This window comes from Streptomyces sp. NBC_01166, assembly GCF_045039765.1.
In the GTDB taxonomy this organism is placed as follows: domain Bacteria; phylum Actinomycetota; class Actinomycetes; order Streptomycetales; family Streptomycetaceae; genus Streptomyces.
Window position 1 is genome coordinate 8,479,189 of the sequence record NZ_CP108613.1, and the last position, 18,268, is coordinate 8,497,456.

The 18,268-nt window shown below is 68.3% G+C and carries 15 protein-coding genes; 6 read left to right on the forward strand and 9 right to left on the reverse strand.

Translation table 11 applies throughout. From position 1 onward, the window contains the following. Positions 1 to 6: 6 nt before the first annotated feature. The 6 genes from OG379_RS38420 to OG379_RS38445 all read right to left on the reverse strand — a co-directional run bounded on the left by OG379_RS38420 (position 7) and on the right by OG379_RS38445 (position 6,585). A complete protein-coding gene (locus OG379_RS38420) occupies positions 7 to 978 on the reverse strand; it encodes a fumarylacetoacetate hydrolase family protein (RefSeq protein WP_405668033.1) in 972 nt (323 codons plus the stop codon). A 542-nt stretch (positions 979 to 1,520) separates the two neighbouring features. Further along, on the reverse strand, positions 1,521 to 2,459 hold the full coding sequence (locus OG379_RS38425; RefSeq protein WP_405668035.1) for a VOC family protein: 939 nt from the start codon (positions 2,457 to 2,459) through the stop codon (positions 1,521 to 1,523). A 13-nt stretch (positions 2,460 to 2,472) separates the two neighbouring features. Then, the gene (locus OG379_RS38430) at positions 2,473 to 3,477 is read right to left on the reverse strand and encodes an amidohydrolase family protein (protein WP_405668037.1); all 1,005 of its coding nucleotides are present in this window, start codon (positions 3,475 to 3,477) and stop codon (positions 2,473 to 2,475) included. Then, on the reverse strand, positions 3,474 to 4,604 hold the full coding sequence (locus OG379_RS38435; RefSeq protein ID WP_405668039.1) for an FAD-dependent oxidoreductase: 1,131 nt from the start codon (positions 4,602 to 4,604) through the stop codon (positions 3,474 to 3,476). Before OG379_RS38435 ends, OG379_RS38430 begins: the two co-directional genes overlap by 4 nt. Before the next feature lie 23 nt (positions 4,605 to 4,627). Continuing rightward, positions 4,628 to 5,590 (reverse strand): cyclase family protein, encoded by a 963-nt coding sequence (locus OG379_RS38440; RefSeq protein WP_405668041.1) that lies wholly within the window; start codon positions 5,588 to 5,590, stop codon positions 4,628 to 4,630. Beyond that, positions 5,587 to 6,585 carry a fumarylacetoacetate hydrolase family protein gene (locus OG379_RS38445; RefSeq protein ID WP_405668043.1) on the reverse strand — a complete coding sequence of 333 codons (999 nt, stop codon included), beginning with the start codon at positions 6,583 to 6,585 and terminating at the stop codon, positions 5,587 to 5,589. Before OG379_RS38445 ends, OG379_RS38440 begins: the two co-directional genes overlap by 4 nt. Before the next feature lie 128 nt (positions 6,586 to 6,713). Here OG379_RS38445 and OG379_RS38450 point away from each other — a divergent pair, with 128 nt between their 5' ends. Continuing rightward, entirely contained in the window at positions 6,714 to 7,643 is a 930-nt protein-coding gene (locus OG379_RS38450; protein ID WP_405668045.1) for a LysR family transcriptional regulator, read from the forward strand. Positions 7,644 to 7,870: 227 nt separating this feature from the next. After that, positions 7,871 to 9,118 (forward strand): MFS transporter, encoded by a 1,248-nt coding sequence (locus OG379_RS38455; protein ID WP_405668047.1) that lies wholly within the window; start codon positions 7,871 to 7,873, stop codon positions 9,116 to 9,118. A 10-nt stretch (positions 9,119 to 9,128) separates the two neighbouring features. On the opposite strand, the gene OG379_RS38460 is transcribed toward OG379_RS38455, so the two are convergent. After that, positions 9,129 to 10,166, reverse strand: a complete 1,038-nt coding sequence (locus OG379_RS38460; protein WP_405668049.1) for a LacI family DNA-binding transcriptional regulator — start codon at positions 10,164 to 10,166, stop codon at positions 9,129 to 9,131. Between the two features lie 72 nt (positions 10,167 to 10,238). Further along, the gene (locus OG379_RS38465) at positions 10,239 to 11,315 is read right to left on the reverse strand and encodes a LacI family DNA-binding transcriptional regulator (protein ID WP_405668051.1); all 1,077 of its coding nucleotides are present in this window, start codon (positions 11,313 to 11,315) and stop codon (positions 10,239 to 10,241) included. Between the two features lie 227 nt (positions 11,316 to 11,542). Here OG379_RS38465 and OG379_RS38470 point away from each other — a divergent pair, with 227 nt between their 5' ends. From OG379_RS38470 to OG379_RS38485, 4 genes are all read left to right on the forward strand, one after another. Continuing rightward, positions 11,543 to 12,859: an ABC transporter substrate-binding protein gene (locus OG379_RS38470; protein ID WP_405668053.1), complete on the forward strand. Its 1,317-nt coding sequence runs from the start codon at positions 11,543 to 11,545 to the stop codon at positions 12,857 to 12,859. 102 nt (positions 12,860 to 12,961) lie between these two features. After that, positions 12,962 to 13,846 (forward strand): carbohydrate ABC transporter permease, encoded by an 885-nt coding sequence (locus OG379_RS38475; RefSeq protein WP_405668055.1) that lies wholly within the window; start codon positions 12,962 to 12,964, stop codon positions 13,844 to 13,846. Positions 13,847 to 13,850: 4 nt separating this feature from the next. Next, positions 13,851 to 14,759, forward strand: a complete 909-nt coding sequence (locus OG379_RS38480; RefSeq protein ID WP_405668057.1) for a carbohydrate ABC transporter permease — start codon at positions 13,851 to 13,853, stop codon at positions 14,757 to 14,759. 79 nt (positions 14,760 to 14,838) lie between these two features. After that, positions 14,839 to 17,409: a family 78 glycoside hydrolase catalytic domain gene (locus OG379_RS38485; protein ID WP_405668058.1), complete on the forward strand. Its 2,571-nt coding sequence runs from the start codon at positions 14,839 to 14,841 to the stop codon at positions 17,407 to 17,409. A 662-nt stretch (positions 17,410 to 18,071) separates the two neighbouring features. Here the strand turns inward: OG379_RS38485 and OG379_RS38490 are convergent. Then, positions 18,072 to 18,239, reverse strand: coding sequence for a hypothetical protein (locus tag OG379_RS38490; protein WP_405668060.1), 168 nt, complete (start codon positions 18,237 to 18,239; stop codon positions 18,072 to 18,074). Positions 18,240 to 18,268 lie beyond the last annotated feature (29 nt).

The window sequence follows — 18,268 nt, forward strand, 5'->3', positions numbered from 1 at the left end:
GGCCGTTCACGGCCGCTCCCGGTTGCGGCGCCGCCCGATCGGCAGGGGAAGGGGCTCAGCACCGGGCACCACGGTGTTGGTGAGCGTGCCGACCCCCTCGACGGTCAGGCTGACGGTGTCACCCGGCTGCAAGGGCGGCGGGGTCTGCTCACCGCGCCGGCCCCAGAGCTCGGCGAGGCAGCCGCCGTTGCCGCAGGTGCCGGAGCCGAGCACGTCACCCGCGACGACCCGGGTGCCACGGGACGCGTAGGCCGTCATCTCCTCGAAGGTCCAGCTCATGTTGGACAGCAGGTCCTCGCCGACGGTCTCCCCGTTGATCGTGGCGTTGAGGGCCAGCCGCAGGAAACCTTCGGAGTCGCGGTAGGGCTCCAACTCGTCCGCAGTGACCAGGTAAGGGCCAAGGGTGGTTGCGGTGTCCTTGCCCTTGCAGGGGCCGAGACCGACCTTCATCTCCGCCGACTGGAGGTCGCGGGCGGACCAGTCGTTGAAGACGGTGTAGCCGACGATGTGGTCACGGGCCCGTTCCGGGGTGAGGTCACGGCCCTCGCGGCCGATGACAGCTCCCACCTCGAGTTCGAAATCCAGGACGCTCGAGCCGGGCGGTACAGGCACGCCCTGGTCAGGGCCGTAGACCGCGTGCGGGTTGGTGAAGTAGAAGGTCGGCGCCGCGTACCACTGCTCGGGCACCCCCGCGACTCCGTCGACGGATCGGCGCACGCCTTCGACGTGTTCCTCGAACGTGACGAAGTCGCGTATGGAGGAGGGCTGAAGAGGGGGAAGCAGGCGTACTTGGGAGACATGGGGCCCAGGTGGCACATCGAGTGCCGCGGCTCCCGCGGCGAGGAGCCCCGGCAGACCGTCCGTCTCCGTCAGGAGCGCGGTGAGCGAGGAGACTCCTGGCAGAGGAAAAAGCGTGCCGTCCTCCTCCACGACGGCTGTGCGGGGGCGGTGCTGATGCTCGTAAGCGGCGAAACGCATGGTACGGCTCCTGGTGGGGAGAGGTCAGTCGAGAGGAATGCGCATGAGGTCGTGGCCACGGTGATGCGGCCGCGGTAGCCCGCTGCCCGAGCGGAGGCACGCGCAGCCGCTGCCCACTCGCGGTCCGGGAGCTGCGCGGGGTCGGCCGGCGCCAGATGGCTGAGAACTACCCGCCGTGCCCGTGCGGCGGCGGCTGTCCCGCCGATCTCGCCGATATCCGTGTGCACCTCACGCATGTGCTGGACCACAGGGGCGGGCAGGCCCTCTTGCTCGAACAACGCGGTGTTGACGGTCTCGTGGATGAGGAGGTCGCACTCCCGGGCCAGGGAGATGAGGTCATCGCTGCGGCTCGTGTCGCCCGAAAAGACGATGGAGCCGTACGCGGATCGAACCGTTAGGCGTAGGCGGGTGACATGTTGCCGTGCGGGACTCGGGTCGCCGTGGGGGAGGTGGAGCAGCGAGAGTGCGCGCCCTGGACCGGGGCGGCAGCGTGGGCCGCAAGGGTCCGCACGCTGCCGTACCACCGGCGGGATGCGAGCGAATCAGACGGGCGGGGCGACGAATACGCCACGGTCGGGGTCGTTGAAGGACTCCTTGGCGACGAGTTCGTTCATCGCGTTGGCCGTGCCCCACTGGTCGGTGACTTCGGGCTTGGAGAAGTCGTAGACGTGGGGGTGCCAGGTGTCCTCGTCGAGGTTCTCCAGCTCGGTCGTGTACTCGACGGTGTTGCCGTGCGGGTCGAGGAAGTAGGTGAAGGTGTTGTCGCCCGCCATGTGCCGTCCGGGCCCCCAGATCTTGCGGAAGCCGGCCCGCATGACCCGGCCGGAGCCGCGCATGTACTCGTCGATGCCGCGCATCTCGAACGAGACGTGGTGCAGGGCGGTGTGCGGGCCCTGGGCGATGGCCATGGAGTGGTGCTGGTTGCTGATCCGCATGAAGTGCATGACCTCGCCCATGTGCGGCGAGGAGAGCGTGTCGGAGAGGGCGAAGCCGAGATGCCGCTCGTACCACTCCCGGGTGCGGTTCAGGTCGGGGGAGTTGAGGACGACGTGGGAGAGCTTGACCGGGATGGCCTCCTTCTCCTCGATCTTCCGGTGCCGGCGGACCTCGACGTCGGCCGAGACCTCGATGGTGCGGCCGTCGACGTCGAAGAAGCGGAAGCCGTACCCGCCGCCCGGGGTGTCCACCGTGCCGGGCCGCGAGATCAGCTGCACGCCGCCGGCCAGGAGCCGCTCGGCGAGGGTGTCCACGTCGGCGGGGGTCGCGGCGCCGTAGGAGACGAGGTCGAGCCGCTTCTCCTCGGCCTTGCGCAGCCGTACGACGTACTGCTCCGGGGAGCCTTCGGCGGCCAGGAAGGAGATCCCGGAGTCCTCGGTGACCTTGGTGAGCCCCCAGACGCCGGCGTAGAAGTCGAGCTGCTTGTCGTAGTCGGGCACCGCCAGGTCGACGTGACGCAGGTGGGTGAGCAGACGTGCGCTCATGGTGGGTTCCTCCTCAGATGAGAGTGGGGCCGAGCAGGGCGGCGGCGTTGTCACCGCGTACGGCGTCGAAGTCGGCCCGGGGCAGCCCCGCGGCGCGCAGGGCGCCCACCGGGTCCTCGGTGCCCATGTCGAAGGGGAAGTCGGAGCCGAGGAGTACGCGGTCGGCCCCGGCCACCCTGATCAGCTCCCGCAGGACGTGCGGGTCGTGGACGAGCGAGTCGAAGTACAGCCGCCTGAGGTAGCTGCTCGGCAGGTGGGCGCAGCCGGCACCGGCGTCGGAGCGTGCCGTCCAGGCATGGTCGGAGCGGCCGATGTGGGTGGGCAGGTAGCCGCCGCCGTGTGCGGCGATCAGCTTCAGACCCGGGTGGCGGTCGAGCACCCCCGAGAAGATGAGGTGGGAGAGCGCGACGGCGTTCTCGGTGGGCTGCCCGACCGTGTTGGACAGGTACCACCGGTCCAGACGCTCGTCGAGCGTGCAACCGAAGGGGTGCAGGAAGACGATCGCGCCTGTCTCACCGGCCCGGGACCAGAACGGTTCGTAGGCCGGGTCGGACAGTTCCCGCCCCGGGGCGTGGCTGGAGATCTCCACCCCGATCAGCCCTTGTTCCAGGGCGTGGTCGAGGGCGCGTACCGCCTGGCCCGGATGCTGGAGAGGTACGAGTCCGAGTCCGAGCAGCCGGTCGGAGGCGGCCGAACAGTGCCCGGCCGTCCCCTCGTTGGCGGCGCGGTACACCTTTTCGGCCGTCTCCTCGTCGGCCCAGTAGTGGTAGTGCGAGGGGGAGGGGCTGACCAGCTGGACGTCAACGCCCTGTGCGTCCATCGCGGTCAGCCGTACGGCGGTGTCGGTCAGCCGAGGGATCCGCTGACCCACCATCGGGCCGCTGACGGCGAGAGCCCCGGGGCCGTTCCGCCGGGCGTCGAGCTCCTTGGCCTCGGCCAGGCCGGGCAGGCCCGCCACGAGCGCCTCGATCTCAGGGATCAGGATGTGGGCGTGCACGTCCACGGTGGGGGAGGTCACGGCAGCTCCCGGAGCATCGTCATGGTGCGGCCCATCAGGCCGGGAACATCGGCGTCACGTACGCCGTCGAGCTGCCACTGCCCGATCTGTACAGACGCTTCCACCACCGGCCGGACCCTCGCGATCCGCCGCTCGTAGTACGCCTGGAACAAGGCGTCGTCCCAGGTGTCGGAGCCGGTCAGCATCTGCGTCAGCACCCAGGCGTCCTCCAGGGACAGGGCTGCGCCCTGAGCGAGGGTGGGCGGACAGCAGTGGGCGGCGTCGCCCACCAGGACCACGCGGCCCCGGTGCCATGATCCCTCGACCAGCATGCGGTCGAACCACGTGTAGTTGACCTGCGCCGGGTCGGTGATGTGCTCGGTGATCTCCGGCCAGTTGCCGCCGTAGGCGGAGGCCAGGCGTCGCATCTCGTCGGCGTACGACTCCGGGGGGATCGAGGCACGGTCGCGGTTGGCCTCGACGACGTACGCGTAGAGAGTGGTGTCGCTGGTGGGGCAGTAGCCGGCGATGAAGGCCGGGCCCCCGTAGGCGAGGTCGGTGCGCTCCACACCTGTCGGGCGGGGAGCGGCGACGCGCCAGATGGCCATGCCGGTCGGCTCGGGCTTCGCCGTGATGCCGATCGCCGCCCGGGTGGTGGAGCCGAGGCCGTCCGCGGCGATCACCAGGTCGTAGCGGCCTTCTGTGCCGTCGCTGAAGCGGACTGAGGCGCCGTCGGCGTCCGGGTCCACGATCTCCGCGGTGACCCCCAGGCGGACGGAGGCGCCGCTGGCGCGTACTGCCTCGATCAGGATGCGCTGGAGCTGTGGGCGCTGCATTCCGACGGTGGCGGGGAGATCGTCGCCACCGCTGCGGATGTCGTCCTGCGCGTGCAGGACGGTCCCGTCAGGGGCGGTGATGCCGACCGACCCGAAGCCGAAGCCGGAAGCCTCGACCTGCTCCCACACGCCCAGCTCGCGCAGCACGCGCAGGGCGTTGCCCTGGAGGGTGATGCCGGAGCCGGCGGTGGCGTTCCAGTCGTCCTTGGCCTCGATGAGGTTCACGTCGATACCGGCGCGACGCAGCAGGAGGGTCACGGCGTTCCCGGCCGCGCCGCCGCCGATCACCAGGACCGTACGAGCTTCATTCATGGGGAACTCCCTTGTTCCTGGTACTACTTGACGGCGATCGGATTAATGGGGGAGCCGACTGCGCCGGTGATGGGAAGGGGCGCGGCAGTGAGCCAGAACTCGTACGCGCCGTCGGCCGCGCAGTCCTCGGCGAGGGTGTCCAGGTCCCACATCTCCCCGATGAGCAGGCCGATGTTGGGGATGGCGACCTGGTGCAGCGGCTGGAAGGCGACGTCGAACTCGTTGGGCCGCACCTCGAAGCCCCAGGTATCGGTCGCGATAGCGGCGATCTCACTGCCGTGCAGCCAGCCGGCGGTGGTGAAGGAGAGGCCAGGGGCCGGGCCGCCCGCGTAGTCGCCCCATCCGTCGCGGCGGGCGCGGGCCAACTGGCCGGTACGCACCAGGACGATGTCGCCGCGGCCGACGCTCACGCCCTGGGCCTCAGCGGTCGCTGTCAGGTGTTCCTCGGTGATCGCGAAGCCGTCGGGCAGCTCGCCGCCTTCGCCGATCCTGCGGCCGACGTCCAGGAGCACACCGCGTCCGGCGACGTGCGGGGCCATGTGCTCGATGCCGGTGACCAGGTCACCTTCGGAGGTGACGGTCTTCGCCGCGTCCCGGCCGTTCCACGTCTTGCCGTGGTCGAAGATGTGGCCGAGCCCGTCCCATTGGGTCGAGCACTGCAACGGCATCGCGATGACGTCGTCGGCACCGCCGAGGCCGTGCGGGAAGCCCTGCAGGCCGAGTGCCGCGTCGGTGCCGGTGTCGAGCATGGTGTGCACCGGATTGGTGCGGCGGCGCCAGCCCTTCTGGGGGCCGTTCATGTCGAAGCTCTGGGCGAGCGAGAAACTGGCACCCCGGCGGATGAGTGCGGCGGCCTCCCGCCGCTTCGCCTCGTCCAGGAAGTTGAGGGTGCCGAGCACGTCGTCCTCGCCCCAACGTCCCCAGTTGGAGTACGCCTTTACGGCCTCGGCGATCGAGCCCTCGGGATCGGTGCGGTCGAGGCTCATGACGTCTCCGCGACACAGCGGGTGCGCTGCGCACCGAGTCCGGTGATGGAGCCGTCCATGACATCGCCGTCGCGCAGCAGCCGCCCCCAGTGCATGCCGTTGCCGGCCGGGGAGCCGGTCAGTACCAGGTCGCCGGGCAGAAGCTGGGCCGTCTGCGAGGCGTAGGACACCATGCGTGCGACATTGAAGATCATGTCCTTGGTGGACTCGTCCTGCATGGTCTCGCCGTTCAGCTTCAGCACGAGGCGCAGGTCGTCGGTGTCCCCGACCGTCGCGGCCGGCACGATCCACGGGCCGAGCGGGGTGAACCCCGGGGCGTTCTTGCTACGGAGCCAGTCGGTGCCGATCTGCGGCATGTCCCGGCGGAACACGGTCGCCCGGTCGGTCAGGTCGTTGGCGATCGTGTAACCGGCGACGTAGCTGAGAGCCTCCTCCGCGGACACCTGGTGGGCCGGACGGCCGATGACCGCCGCCAACTCCAACTCCCAGTCGGGCTTTTCGGCCCATGCGGGGAGTACGACGTCGTCGTACGGTCCGGTGATCGCGCTCGGCAGGCCGATGAAGACGTACGGCAGGTCCTCGGTTGCCCGGCGGTCCATGATCTCCGCCGCCTCCGCCCGCCGCTCCTCCTCGGAACGGTCGTCGTCCGGCGCCCGGTGCGCGACATGCAGATCGATCACGTGCTGCCGGTAATTCGCGCCCGACTGAAACACCTGACGGGGCTCGACCGGTGCGTGCACCCGGAAGTCCGCCAGCGGCCTTCGCTCCACAGCGCTGTCACCGGCCAGCGTCGTAAGCCGCTCCTCAGCAGTGTCCCAGGTCTCCAGGAGACTACGGATGGACAGGGACTCGTCACCGAGTGCAGCGCGCAGGTCGACCACCTGGGCGTCCGCCGTGACCAGCGCGGGGAAGGCCGGTCCGTCCGGGGGCGAGAGCGTGGCCAGAGCGAACGGCCCGGTGAACAGCGCCGACGCGGATGCAGATTTCACGAACATGTCCTCCTGATTGCGGTGTGACTAATCTGGACCCAGCACCCGGGATCACGGAAATCAATTCTGTGGATGGCCCTCATCCATCGTGTTTATTCCTTCCTGGTCAGCGCCTTACCGCAAGGGGAAATCTCGTGAATCTGGCCCGCCTCGACCTCAACCTCGTCGTCGCTCTGCGTGCCCTGCTGGAGGAACGCAACGTCACCCGCGCCGGGGAGCGCGTCGGGCTCAGTCAGCCCGCGATGAGCGCTTCCCTGGCCCGGTTGCGCCGCCACTTCGGCGACGATCTGCTCGCCCGCGTCGGCGGCCACTACGAACTCACCGCCCTCGGCCAAGTCCTCCTGCAGCGCACATCCACCGCCTACGAAGTGGTTGAACGCCTCTTCGCCAGTCAGGCCGACTTCGACCCGGGCAGCGAGAAGCGCGAGTTCAAACTCGTGGCGTCCGACTACGCGGTCGCCGTGTTCGGCGCCGAGCTCGCCCGGGTCGTCCACGAGGAGGCCCCCGGCATCCGGCTGCGCTTCGTCCAGACCCCGCCCACCGTGGTCGACGACACGGCCACGCTGCTGAGCACCACCGACGGTTTGCTCATGCCGCACGGCGTCATCAGTGACTTCCCCGCCACCGACCTCTACGAGGACAGTTGGGTCTTCCTCGTCGCGGACGACCACCCGAGCGTCGAAGACCGGCTCACCCTCCACGATCTGGGACGACTGCCGTGGGTCACCTACCAGCGGACCTACGACGCCCCCGCCGTGCGCCAGCTCGGCATGCTCGGCATCGAGCCGCGCGTGGAAGTCTCCGTCGACAGCTTCCAACTGCTGCCGCTGCTGGTGGCGGGCACTCGGCGTATCGCCCTGATCCAGGCCCGACTCGCCCGGCTCCTTGCACCGCTCGCGGCCGTGCACGTGGTGGAACCACCCTACGAAGCGGTCCCACTGCGGGAGGCGATGTGGTGGCATCCGGTGCACACGCACGACGCGGCCCACATCTGGCTGCGTGAAACGACTGCCCGCGTAGGCAGGGGCATGGCTGACGTGCCCGAGGCGCCGACCGCGGACTGATGAGTGTGCGTCCCTGCGGCCACCGGTGAAACCTGGCCGGGGAAGCATCGCGCCATCCACGGCTTGGATCGACGTCATCCGAAACTTGGATCGCGTTGGGGGTGGGCAGTGCAGCGCCCGGACCGCATAGTCATGGCACATCGCGCGCCCATGCGCAGCGATCTCCGACAGCCGGAATCGCCCGCTTCATGGCGCGACCTTCCCGCCTCGCATCCTGGAGTGCCGCCATGCCGGTTTCTGCTGACCCGCCTGCCAGTGAGCGTGATGACCACGCGGCTGTGGCGGGCAGGCTGCCAGCTGCTCTGCTGATGGCCGGCAGTTGTCTGCCGATCCTCGGCGCAGTGCTGCTTGCTCCGGTTCTGCCTCGTATGCAGGACCACTTCGAGGGTGTACCGGGTAACGCGGCCTTGGTCCCCCTGGTGCTGACGGTCCCGGCGCTGTCACTGGCTCTCCTCGCCCCGTTCGCGGGTGCCATCGTCGATCGGCTCGGCCGTAAACGCTTGTTGGTCGTGGCGACGATCTTGTACACCTTGTTCGGCACGGTGCCGCTGTGGCTGGACTCCCTGCTCGGCATCGTGGTCAGCCGCGTGCTGCTGGGGGTTGCGGAGGCCGCCGTCATGACCTGTTGCACCACCCTGATCGGCGACTACTACACCGGCAAGCTGCGTGACCGCTATCTCGCCCTGCAGACGATGTGCGCGTCGGCATCCGCCACCGTCTTCTTCGTGTTCGGAGGTGTTCTCGGGGCGGTCAGCTGGCGTGCACCCTTCTGGCTGTACGCGGTGGGTCTGCTGCTTGCCCCCGTCATGGCCCGGGTGCTGCCGGCCCCGACGCCCGGCGCCGAGCGCGTGGCGGGGGAGGAGCGCGTCGAGGCCGAGCCTCGGCCCTTTCCCGTGCGCCGAATGGCCGGCCTGTGCCTGCTGACCGTGTTCGGTGCGGTCGTCTTCTACGCCGTCCCTGTGGAAATGTCCTACCTCCTCGACGACTTGGGTGTGGATTCCACCGGCGTCATCGGAGCAGTCACGGCGATCGCCAGCGCCGCCACCGTTGTCGGCTCGATTGTCTTCACCCGGCTCACTGACCGGCCGCGACGCCGACTGCCGGCACTCTTCTTGTTGTGTGCCGCCGGCTTCCTTGTCATGGGGACCGCCGACAGCCTCCCCTTGTTGATTGTGGGCGCCGTGTTGAACTGCGTCGGGACGGGGCTGCTTCTGCCTTCGCTGCTGACACTGGCGATGTCCCGGCTCGACTTCGCCGACCGAGGGCGCGGTACCGGCCTGTGGACGGCGGCGTTCTTTCTCGGTGAGTTCCTCTGCCCACTGGTCCTCCTGGGCGGCAAGGGGGTGCTTGGCGACCTGGCATCGGCTGTCGGGCTACTCGGACTGGTCACCCTGCTGCTCTCGGCCGCCCTGGTGCCCTCCACCCGCCGTACGCCGCAACGGGAGCCGCATCACCATGCTCCTGAACAGCCCTGACCGATCCGGGTCACCGCGCCGGCACGGCCAGGGTCGACCGGCGCACGACCAGTTCCGGCTGCAGTACGACGTGGGCGTGTTCGTGGTCGGCGCCGCGGGTCGTCTCCTCGACGAGCAGACGGCCTGCCTGCCGGCCCATCGCCACGGCAGGCCGTCGCACCGAGGTGAGCGGGACGACGGCAGACGCGGCGAATTCGATGTCGTCGTAGCCGACCACCGCAAGGTCCTCCGGCACCTTCAGCCCGGCTTCGTACAGCGCCTGGAGTACGCCCAGGGCAAGCAGGTCGTTGGCGCAGAAGACGGCGGAGGGGCGGTGGGGGAGCCCGAGGATGCGGTGCCCGGCGTCCTTACCCGCGCCCACGGTGAGGTCCGCACAGGCGAGCTCCCTAAGGGCTGTGAGCTGGAGCCCGGCCTGGGTGACGGCGGTGACGGCTCCCTTGCGGCGGTTCCGCGCCTGCTGGAGGTCCGGACCACTGACGTAGACGATGGAGCGGTGTCCCTGGTCGATCAAGTGACGTACCGCGGCGTGACCACCCGCCACATCGTCGATCCCGACGGAGCAGGCGCCGGGCTGGGGGCCGTACTGGTCGGCGACGACGAATGGAACGGCATTCCGCTGGAAGGCAGCCACTGTGCGCCCGACGGCCTCTCCGGAGGTCAGCACGGCACCTCGGATCCGGTGCGAGGTGATCAGCGAGAGATGGCGCGCCTGTTCTTCGAGGTCGCGGGTGCCGGTGCAGACCATCACACCGAGGTCAGCCTCGCGGGCGGCCTGTTCCACGCCTATGGCCAGGGCGGTGAAGAACGGGTGAGCCAGATCTGGCACGAGAACTGCGAGGACACGGGCCGCCCACCCATGCAGTTGCCGGGCTCCTTCTGTCCTTACGTAGCCCAGCGAGTCGATCACTGCCAGCACGCGGGCTCGTGTGGGCGCAGCCACGAGTTCCGGGCGGTTGAGCACGTTGGAAACGGTGCCGAGAGAAACGTCGGCCTCCCGCGCGACATCCTTTATGCCCACTCTGCGGCGTGCGGCATTCTCATGGTCCATCAGAATCCTCTGTATGAGCCTTGGTTCAAGACACGTCGGAGAGTGCACGGCAAGCACGCTTCCATCCACGGGCTAACTGCCACTCAGGGCGGCGGTGCTGCCGCGTACCACCAGTCGCGGTGTCATGGAGGTCTGCATGGCCCTGTCGCGTCGGCCCTCCACACGCTCGATGAGCATGCGGGCGGCGGAGGATCCCATGGTGCGCCCGGCCTGGTCGACGCTGGTCAGCTGGACGGGGGCCAGGGCGGCCAGGGCCGTGTTGTTGTAACCGGCGAGCGAAAGGTCGTCCGGGATGCGCAGCCCGAGTTCGTGGGCCGCCCGGTAGATGCCCAGAGCCGCGACATCGGCGCCGGTCATGACGGCGGTCGGCCGGCGCTCGGCGGTCAGCAGGGTCATACCGGCCTTGAAGCCTCCTTCGTCGGAGTACGCGGCGTGGTGGACGCGTACGTGCTCGGCCAGGCCGTGCCGCTCCATGGCCGCGCGGTAGCCGTCGGCGAGGACGACCTCCGGTGTGCGTTTCCACTGGTTGGCCTTGGTGCCGGGGGCGGAGACCAGGGCGATGTCCTGGTGGCCGAGCGCCACGAGATGGTCCACCACCAGCTCGGCGCCGGTGTCGTCGGCGTCGACCACCGAGTCGTGGGCGTCGGTGCCGTCGTGGTGGCCGATAACGACGGTCGGGGTGGCCGCCGCCGTGGCCAGCACTTCGGCGCGCGAGGTCCCCGGCGCGATGAGGATCAAGCCGTCCATCTGGCGGTCGACCATCGAACGGATCGTCTTCGCCTGCTCGTCCGGGTCGAAGCCGGCCGCGCCGATCAGCACCGTGTACTCGCTGGTGCGGAGCTCCTCCTGGATGCCGTCGAGGATGTCCGCGAAGAAGGCGTTGCGGACGTTGTCCAGCAGCACGCCGATCGTGTACGTCCGCCCCCGCATCCCGCGGGCAGCCGCCTGCGGGCGGTAGTCCAGCTCGGCGATGGCAGCCCGCACCCTCTGCTGCATGCCCGGGCTCACGCCGTAGGCGTTGCGCAACACCTTGGACACCGCGGCGACGGACACGCCCGCGTGCCGCGCGACATCGGTGATGGTCACACGCTTGTTCTGCTTCGGTGCGGCGGACCCGCCCATCGTCAGCACTCCGGATCTCATAGACATCGGTGTAACGGTCTACATAATGGCGCCTGGATGACCACAAGGCTACTGTTCCGCGCCTCGGTGTTACAGCTCCGTGTCTTGACGGATCCACCGGTGCGGTGCAGGGTGTTGCTCACTTCGTGGTGGAGAACGTTACACGCAACCTTCTGTGCGGTCGGATCCGTCTGCCTTCCTCAGCGCCGCTCGCCGTTCCTCGCCCCTCTCTCAAAGACCTCCGGGAGTCTTCCGTGTCCCTTCGCATGCCCCGCGTTCGTCGTGCGCGTCTGAGCCTGTTCACGGCCGGCACCGCCTCACTGGCACTGCTCACCACCGCCTGCGGCGGTGGCGGCGCCGGATCCTCTGCCGCGCCCAAGGAGTTCAGCTACCTGAGCGTCACCGAGAACACCACCGTCAAGACCGCCCTGACCACCATGTCCAAAGGTGCGTGCAAGTCGGCGAACGACGCGCTGCCGCTGAAGGTGGAGACCGTCCCGCAGGCGAGCCTGGACCAGAAGCTGCAGCTGCTGGCCGGCCAGGACGCCCTGCCGGTGCAGTTCGCTGCGGGCAACGCTCCGGCGTTGACGCAGCAGTTGGCGAAGTCGGGCAAGGTTGCCGACCTGGAGAAGGAGCTCAAGTCTCTCGGCGTCCTCGACCAGTTGGAGCCTGCCGCCGTCTCCACGATCAAGGCGTTGTACGGCGGCAAGGTCGAGGTGCTGCCGTACGAGTACAACATCGAGGGCATCTTCTACAACAAGAAGCTCTTCCAGGAGAACGGCATAGCCGTGCCGGGCACCTGGGACGAGCTGGTGGCTGCCGCAGCGAAGCTGGAGGCCAAGGGCATTCAGCCCTTCTCCGCCTCCGGTCAGCAAGGGTGGCCGATCACCCGCCTGGTAAGCACCTACCTCTACCGCAGCCTGGGCCCCGATGCTCTCCAGAAGGTGGCCGACGGCAAGGCGAAGCTCACCGACCCGGAGTATGTGAAGGCAGCGGAAGAAGTCGCAGCCCTGGGCAAGAAGGGGTACTTCGGCAAGGGCATCGGCTCGATCGACTACGACACCGCGATGAACCAGTTCCTCAACGGCAAGGCAGCCATGTTCTACATGGGCAGTTGGGCGCTGGCCAACGTCTCCGACGCGAAGCAGAACAAGGTCGGCGCGGAGAACGTCGGCTTCATGCCCTTCCCCGCTGTCGCCGGTGGCAAGGGCTCCATCGACCAGTACCCCTCCAACGTCGGCCTCGGCATCACCCTCGGCGCGAAGTCCTTCGACAAGAAGACCGGCGCCTGGGCGTCCTGCATCGCCAAGAACTACGGCAGCACCGCGCTCAAGGACCACGGTTCCATCTCCGGCTTCAAGGTGAACGCCGAGGTGAAGGACGCCAACGAGGTCACCACTCAGGTCCGCGACACCATCAGCACGTCCAAGCAGAACGTCCTGTGGTTCGAGGCCCTGTTCAGCACCAAGGCCACCACCGTGAGCCAGACCAACGCCGCCGGCCTGGTGGCCGGGAGCATGAAGCCCGAGCAGTTCATGCAGACCGTCGAGGACGCGCTGGCCGCCCAGTGATCAACCGGGGGCGGCCCATCGGCCTCCTCGCGCCATACGCGTGGGCCGCCCCCGGTTCCGTTCCGACAGGTTTCTTCAACGGAAACGAAGTGGACACCATCCATGCACCGCGTACTCGGTGACCGCAGGGCCATCGCAATCCTCCTCGGTCCCGCCCTTCTGGTCTATTCATTGATCATGCTGGTCCCGATCGTGTGGTCGCTCGGGTATTCCTTCACCAAGGGCAACACCATTGACGGCTTCACCGGAAACGGGGTCGCCAACTTTTCCCGCCTGCTCGATGACCCGGCCGTCCATGAAGCCCTCTGGTTCACTCTCAAATACGCCGCCATCGTCACGGTAGGACAGGTCATCGCCGGCTATCTGCTGGCCCTGCTGTACGTATTCTTCCTCAAGAAGTCCTCCGCACTGATCCGCACCCTGGCCTTCTTTCCCGTGGTGCTGCCCACGGTCGCGGTGGGCCTGCTCTTCCAGAAATTCTTCCAGGTCGCCCCGCAGACAGGACCGGTCAATTCGCTGCTCAACGCGGTCGGAATCGAATCCATCGATTTCTTCGGCAGCGCGGGAAGCGCCTTCTGGGTCCTCATCGTCATGGACATCTGGCGCTCCATGGGCTTCTACGCCGTCCTGCTCTTCGCCGGACTGGTGGACATCCCCGACGAGGTCCTCGAATCGGCCCGCCTGGACGGCGCCTCGGGACTGCGGCTGATCCGCCACATCGTGCTGCCACTGTCCCTGCCGGTGCTGATGTCATCACTCATCTTCAGCATCAACGGCACCCTGAAGGTCTTCGACTCCGTCGTCGCCCTCACCAACGGCGGCCCCGGCAACGGCACCACGCCCCTGACCCTGTACATGTTCCAGACATCGTTCACCTACAGCGACTACGGCTACGGCAGCACCATCGCCCTGCTGCTGACCGTGGTCTGCCTGCTGGTGAGCCTGGTCGTCTACCGCGTCTCGCAGCGCGACCTCACGGAGGGCTGAACACATGGCCATCGACACACCTGTGAAGACCTCCGCAGGCCGCTGGAGCCGAGGCCCGTCCGCAAACACCGGACCCAGCCGCAGGCCCAGGGCACCTCGCCGCCTGTGGGTGAAGTTCGTCGTCACCCTGCTGCTGGTCGTCGAGATCTACCCGCTGATCTGGATGTTCCTGACTTCCCTGAAGTCCAACGACGACTACCTCAACAACTCAACCTGGAGCCTGCCCACGACCTGGGAGTGGGGCAACTACTCCGAGGCCTGGACCACCGGCCACCTGGGACTGTACGTCCAGAACAGCCTGCTCGCCGTCCTGCCCGCCCTGGCTCTCATGCTGCTCCTGGGCACGGCCGCGGGATTCGCCCTGCAGATCATGGTCTGGAAGGGCCGCAGCCTCACCCTCCTCGTCTTCCTGGCAGGCATGATGGTGCCCCCGCAGATGATCCTCCTGCCGTTGTTCACCGTGTACTTCCAGGCCGGCCTGTCCGGCACCCTGTGGCCGCTGATCCTCACCTACACCGGCACCGGCCTACCGCTCACCGTCTTCATGATGGCCACGTACTACCGCACCGTCCCCCGCGAACTCTTCGAAGCCGCCACCATCGACGGCGCCGGGATCCTGCGCGCCTTCTGGACCATCAGCGTGCCCCTGGTCCGCAACGCCCTGCTCACGGTCGGCCTGGTGCAGTTCTTCTTCATCTGGAACGACCTGCTCATCGCGCTGACCTTCACCAACAACCAGGACCTGCGCACCATCCAGGTCGGCCTCCTCAACTTCACCGGTGACTTCGGCGCCACCCAGTACGGGCCCCTGTTCGCCGCCATCTGCATCAACGTATTCGGCACCCTCCTGATCTATCTCTTCCTCAACCAGAAGGTCATGAAGGGCCTCACCTCGGGAGCCGTCAAGGGCTGAGCCACGCCCGAGACCCCGCTCGCCCTGCTCCCGTGCACGTGACGAAAGGCTTTCCTTGCTTCCCCCTCAGCCCTCACCGGTGTCCTTCGAGCATCTCCCGGACGGTCTCGGCATCGGCGTTCCCTCCCCCCGACTGACGTGGATGCTGCCGAAAGGCGGCGGTTCCCAGGAGGCGTACGAGCTCGAACTCACGCGCGCCGGACGGGCCGACCGCACCGGCCGCGTCGCCGGCCGGGACCAGGTGCTCGTTGCCTGGCCCGGCGCACCGCTGACCTCCCGCGAACGCGTAACCGTCCGTGTCCGCATCTGGACGACGGACGGCGACGCCCCCTCGGACTGGAGCGGGCCGAGTGTGGCCGAGGCGGGCCTGCTCGACGCGGCCGACTGGCAAGCGGTCCCGGTCGGTGCGGCCTGGGACGAGGATCCGACGGCCGACCGCCGGCCGGCGCGTGTCCGCAAGGACTTCTCTCTCGACGGGCCCGTCACGCGCGCCCGCCTCTACATCACGGCGCACGGCCTGTACGAGGCGGAGATCAACGGACGCCGGGTCGGCGAGGAGACCCTCGCCCCCGGCTGGACGGTCTACCCCCACCGGCTGCGCTACCGCACCCACGACGTCACCGGCCACCTCACCCAAGGCGCCAACACCATCGGCGCATGGCTCGGCGACGGCTGGTACCGCGGCAAGTACGGCTTCGACGGCGGCACCCGCAACATCTACGGCACCGACCAGTCCCTCATCGCCCAGCTCGAGGTGACGTACGAGGACGGCACCACGGCCACGGTCGCCACGGACGGCACCTGGAGCGCCGCCCCCGGGCCGATCCTGACCAGCGGCCTGTACGAGGGCGAGACGTTCGACGCCCGGCTGCACGACCTCGGCTGGGCCACCCCCGCCGGCCCGGGTGCGGGGGAATGGACGCCCGTGCGCACCAACAGCCGTGACCTCGGCACCCTCGTCGCCCCGACGGGCCCACCGGTGCGCTGCACCGAGGAGATCGCACCGGTCGCGGTGACCCGCGCCGGCGACGACCGCCACCTGCTCGACTTCGGCCAGAACCTCGTCGGCCGCCTCCGCATCGCCCTCGACGGCCCGGCCGGCACCACCGTCACCCTCCGGCACGCCGAGGTCCTGGAGGAGGGCGAACTGGCCACCCGGCCGCTGCGCGAGGCGTACGCCACCGACACTCTGATCCTCTCCGGCCAGGGCCCGCTCACCTGGGAACCACGCTTCACCCTCCACGGCTTTCGCTACGCCGAAGTCAGCGGCTGGACGGCCGACTTGACGGCCGACATGGTGACCGCCCGGGTGTACCACACCGACATGCGGCGAACCGGCTGGTTCGAGTGCAGCGACCCGCTGGTCAACCGCCTGCACGAGAACGTCGTGTGGAGCATGCGCGGCAACTTCGTCGACATCCCCACCGACTGCCCCCAGCGCGACGAACGCCTCGGCTGGACCGGCGACATCCAGGTCTTCGCCCCCACGGCCAGCTTCCTCTACGACTGCGCGGGCATGCTCGACTCCTGGCTCACCGACGTCGGCCTCGAACAACTGCCCGACGGCACGATCCCCTGGTACGTACCCGTCATCCCGGGCGAACCCATGTGGACGCCCATCCACCCGGGGGCCGCCTGGGGGGACGTCGCCACGCTCACCCCCTGGACCCTCTACCAGCGCTTCGAGGACCTCGACCTCCTCCGCCGGCACTACCCCATGGCGAAGAAGTGGGTCGACCTCGTCGAGGACCTCGCCGGGGCGACCCGACTGTGGGACACGGGCTTCCAGCTGGGGGACTGGCTCGACCCGGCCGCCCCGCCCGACGACCCCGCCGCGGGCCGCACCGACCGCTACCTCGTCGCCACCGCGTACTTCACCCACTCCGCCCGGCACCTCGCCCTGGCGGCAGTCGAGTTGGGGAACGGCGCGGATGCCGAGCGATACAGCGCACTCGCTGACGAAGTGGCTGACGCCTTCCGCCACCGGTACGTCCTTCCCTCGGGCCGCATGACGAGCGACAGCCCCACCGCCTACGCCGTCGCACTCGCCTTCGGCCTGCTGACCCCGTCGCAGCGGCAGCAGGCCGGAGACCGCTTGGCAGAGCTGGTCGTCGAGGACGACGCCCGCATTGCCACCGGCTTCGTCGGCACCCCGCTGATCTGTGACGCCCTCACCGACACCGGGCACCTCGACATCGCCTACCGCCTGCTCCTGCAGACCGAATGCCCCTCCTGGCTGTACACCGTGACCATGGGCGCCACAACGATCTGGGAACGATGGGACAGCCTTCGGCCGGACGGCTCCCTCAACCCCGGGGGCATGACGTCGTTCAACCACTACGCCCTCGGAGCCGTCGCCGACTGGCTCCACCGTGTGGTCGGCGGCATCACCGCCACGGCCCCCGGATACCGAAAGATCACCTTCCGCCCGCGCCCCGGCGGCGGCATCACATCGTCCCGCACCCGGCACGAGACCCCCTACGGAACGGTGTCCATCTCGTGGGAGCAGACCGCCACGGGGCTGACGGCCGACATCGTCGTACCGGAGGGCTGTGAAGCAACCGCAGAACTGCCCGGCTGCACGCCGGTCGCCCTGGGGCCGGGCGAACATGTCCTCGACACGGCGAAGCTCGCCATAAAGGCTGCTTGAACAACCCCTCACACATCATCTATAGCAAAGCCCGGCGCATGCCCGCATGCGCCGGGCTTTGCTATTCGAGCTTCGTTGAAATCTCCGGTATTCGTCTTGTGGATGGTCTCCATCCATTGCGCTGATAAAGGGGCGGTCTCCTAAAGCTTTTCAATTGAAATTTCAGATCGATTTTATGGACGAAAGAGATTGTCTTGATGGTGGTGAGATTCCCTTGAGGCGAGTGCTCCCCGAGGGTTGACCTGGAGCCGTGAGAGGCCATAGTTTCCCCCTTGTTGGCTAAAACTCTTCGCGAGCGGTTGTCGCTGGACACCGAAATTGCTTGCCGTGGGACGCGGTGGCGGTTGTCTCGAAAGAGCTGAGAAATGCGTTTTGCCTGCAAGAGATATTCGTACGAGATCCCCCTCAAGCTGGGGCCGGCCGTGTACCTGACTGCTCGGTCGGCCCCGCCCCCACGGCGGCGCGTCGAGCGGCTGCCGATTCGTCCGGGAGAGCCGCTGTGAACAGAAGAGTTTTGAGAACGGGGCCTCCTGTGTTGCGGCTTGGCCCCGCGAATCTGGACCTTGCAGCTCCGGCCGCGGTCGACGTTACGGCGGTCGGGGAACGCGCGAACACGGAGTTCGACTGCCTGATTGCTCCCTTCTCCACCTGACGTGCGTGGCTCAGGGTCCGTCCTGCTCGGTCAGCCTCCAGGGCTGACCCTCGACCCGTATCGGCAGGTTGGCGATGTCGTGATCGTCTGCTGCCGCCGGCGGAGCGGTCCAGGAGACGTCACGCGCCCCACTGATCGGGAGCCGGTCCTTCACCCCGAGCGACGCCGGCACCGTCACCGGAATCCGGTCCGCCTCCTCTGCGCACT

What these genes read in the sequence shown, in the direction of transcription:
- OG379_RS38460 (WP_405668049.1), bottom strand. Translation starts at nt 10,166, where the DNA reads ATGGACCATGAGAATGCCGCACGCCGCAGAGTGGGCATAAAGGATGTC.
- OG379_RS38455 (WP_405668047.1), top strand. Translation starts at nt 7,871, where the DNA reads ATGCCGGTTTCTGCTGACCCGCCTGCCAGTGAGCGTGATGACCACGCG.
- OG379_RS38425 (WP_405668035.1), bottom strand. Translation starts at nt 2,459, where the DNA reads ATGAGCGCACGTCTGCTCACCCACCTGCGTCACGTCGACCTGGCGGTG.
- OG379_RS38440 (WP_405668041.1), bottom strand. Translation starts at nt 5,590, where the DNA reads ATGAGCCTCGACCGCACCGATCCCGAGGGCTCGATCGCCGAGGCCGTA.
- OG379_RS38475 (WP_405668055.1), top strand. Translation starts at nt 12,962, where the DNA reads ATGCACCGCGTACTCGGTGACCGCAGGGCCATCGCAATCCTCCTCGGT.
- OG379_RS38465 (WP_405668051.1), bottom strand. Translation starts at nt 11,315, where the DNA reads ATGTCTATGAGATCCGGAGTGCTGACGATGGGCGGGTCCGCCGCACCG.
- OG379_RS38445 (WP_405668043.1), bottom strand. Translation starts at nt 6,585, where the DNA reads ATGTTCGTGAAATCTGCATCCGCGTCGGCGCTGTTCACCGGGCCGTTC.
- OG379_RS38435 (WP_405668039.1), bottom strand. Translation starts at nt 4,604, where the DNA reads ATGAATGAAGCTCGTACGGTCCTGGTGATCGGCGGCGGCGCGGCCGGG.
- OG379_RS38480 (WP_405668057.1), top strand. Translation starts at nt 13,851, where the DNA reads ATGGCCATCGACACACCTGTGAAGACCTCCGCAGGCCGCTGGAGCCGA.
- OG379_RS38420 (WP_405668033.1), bottom strand. Translation starts at nt 978, where the DNA reads ATGCGTTTCGCCGCTTACGAGCATCAGCACCGCCCCCGCACAGCCGTC.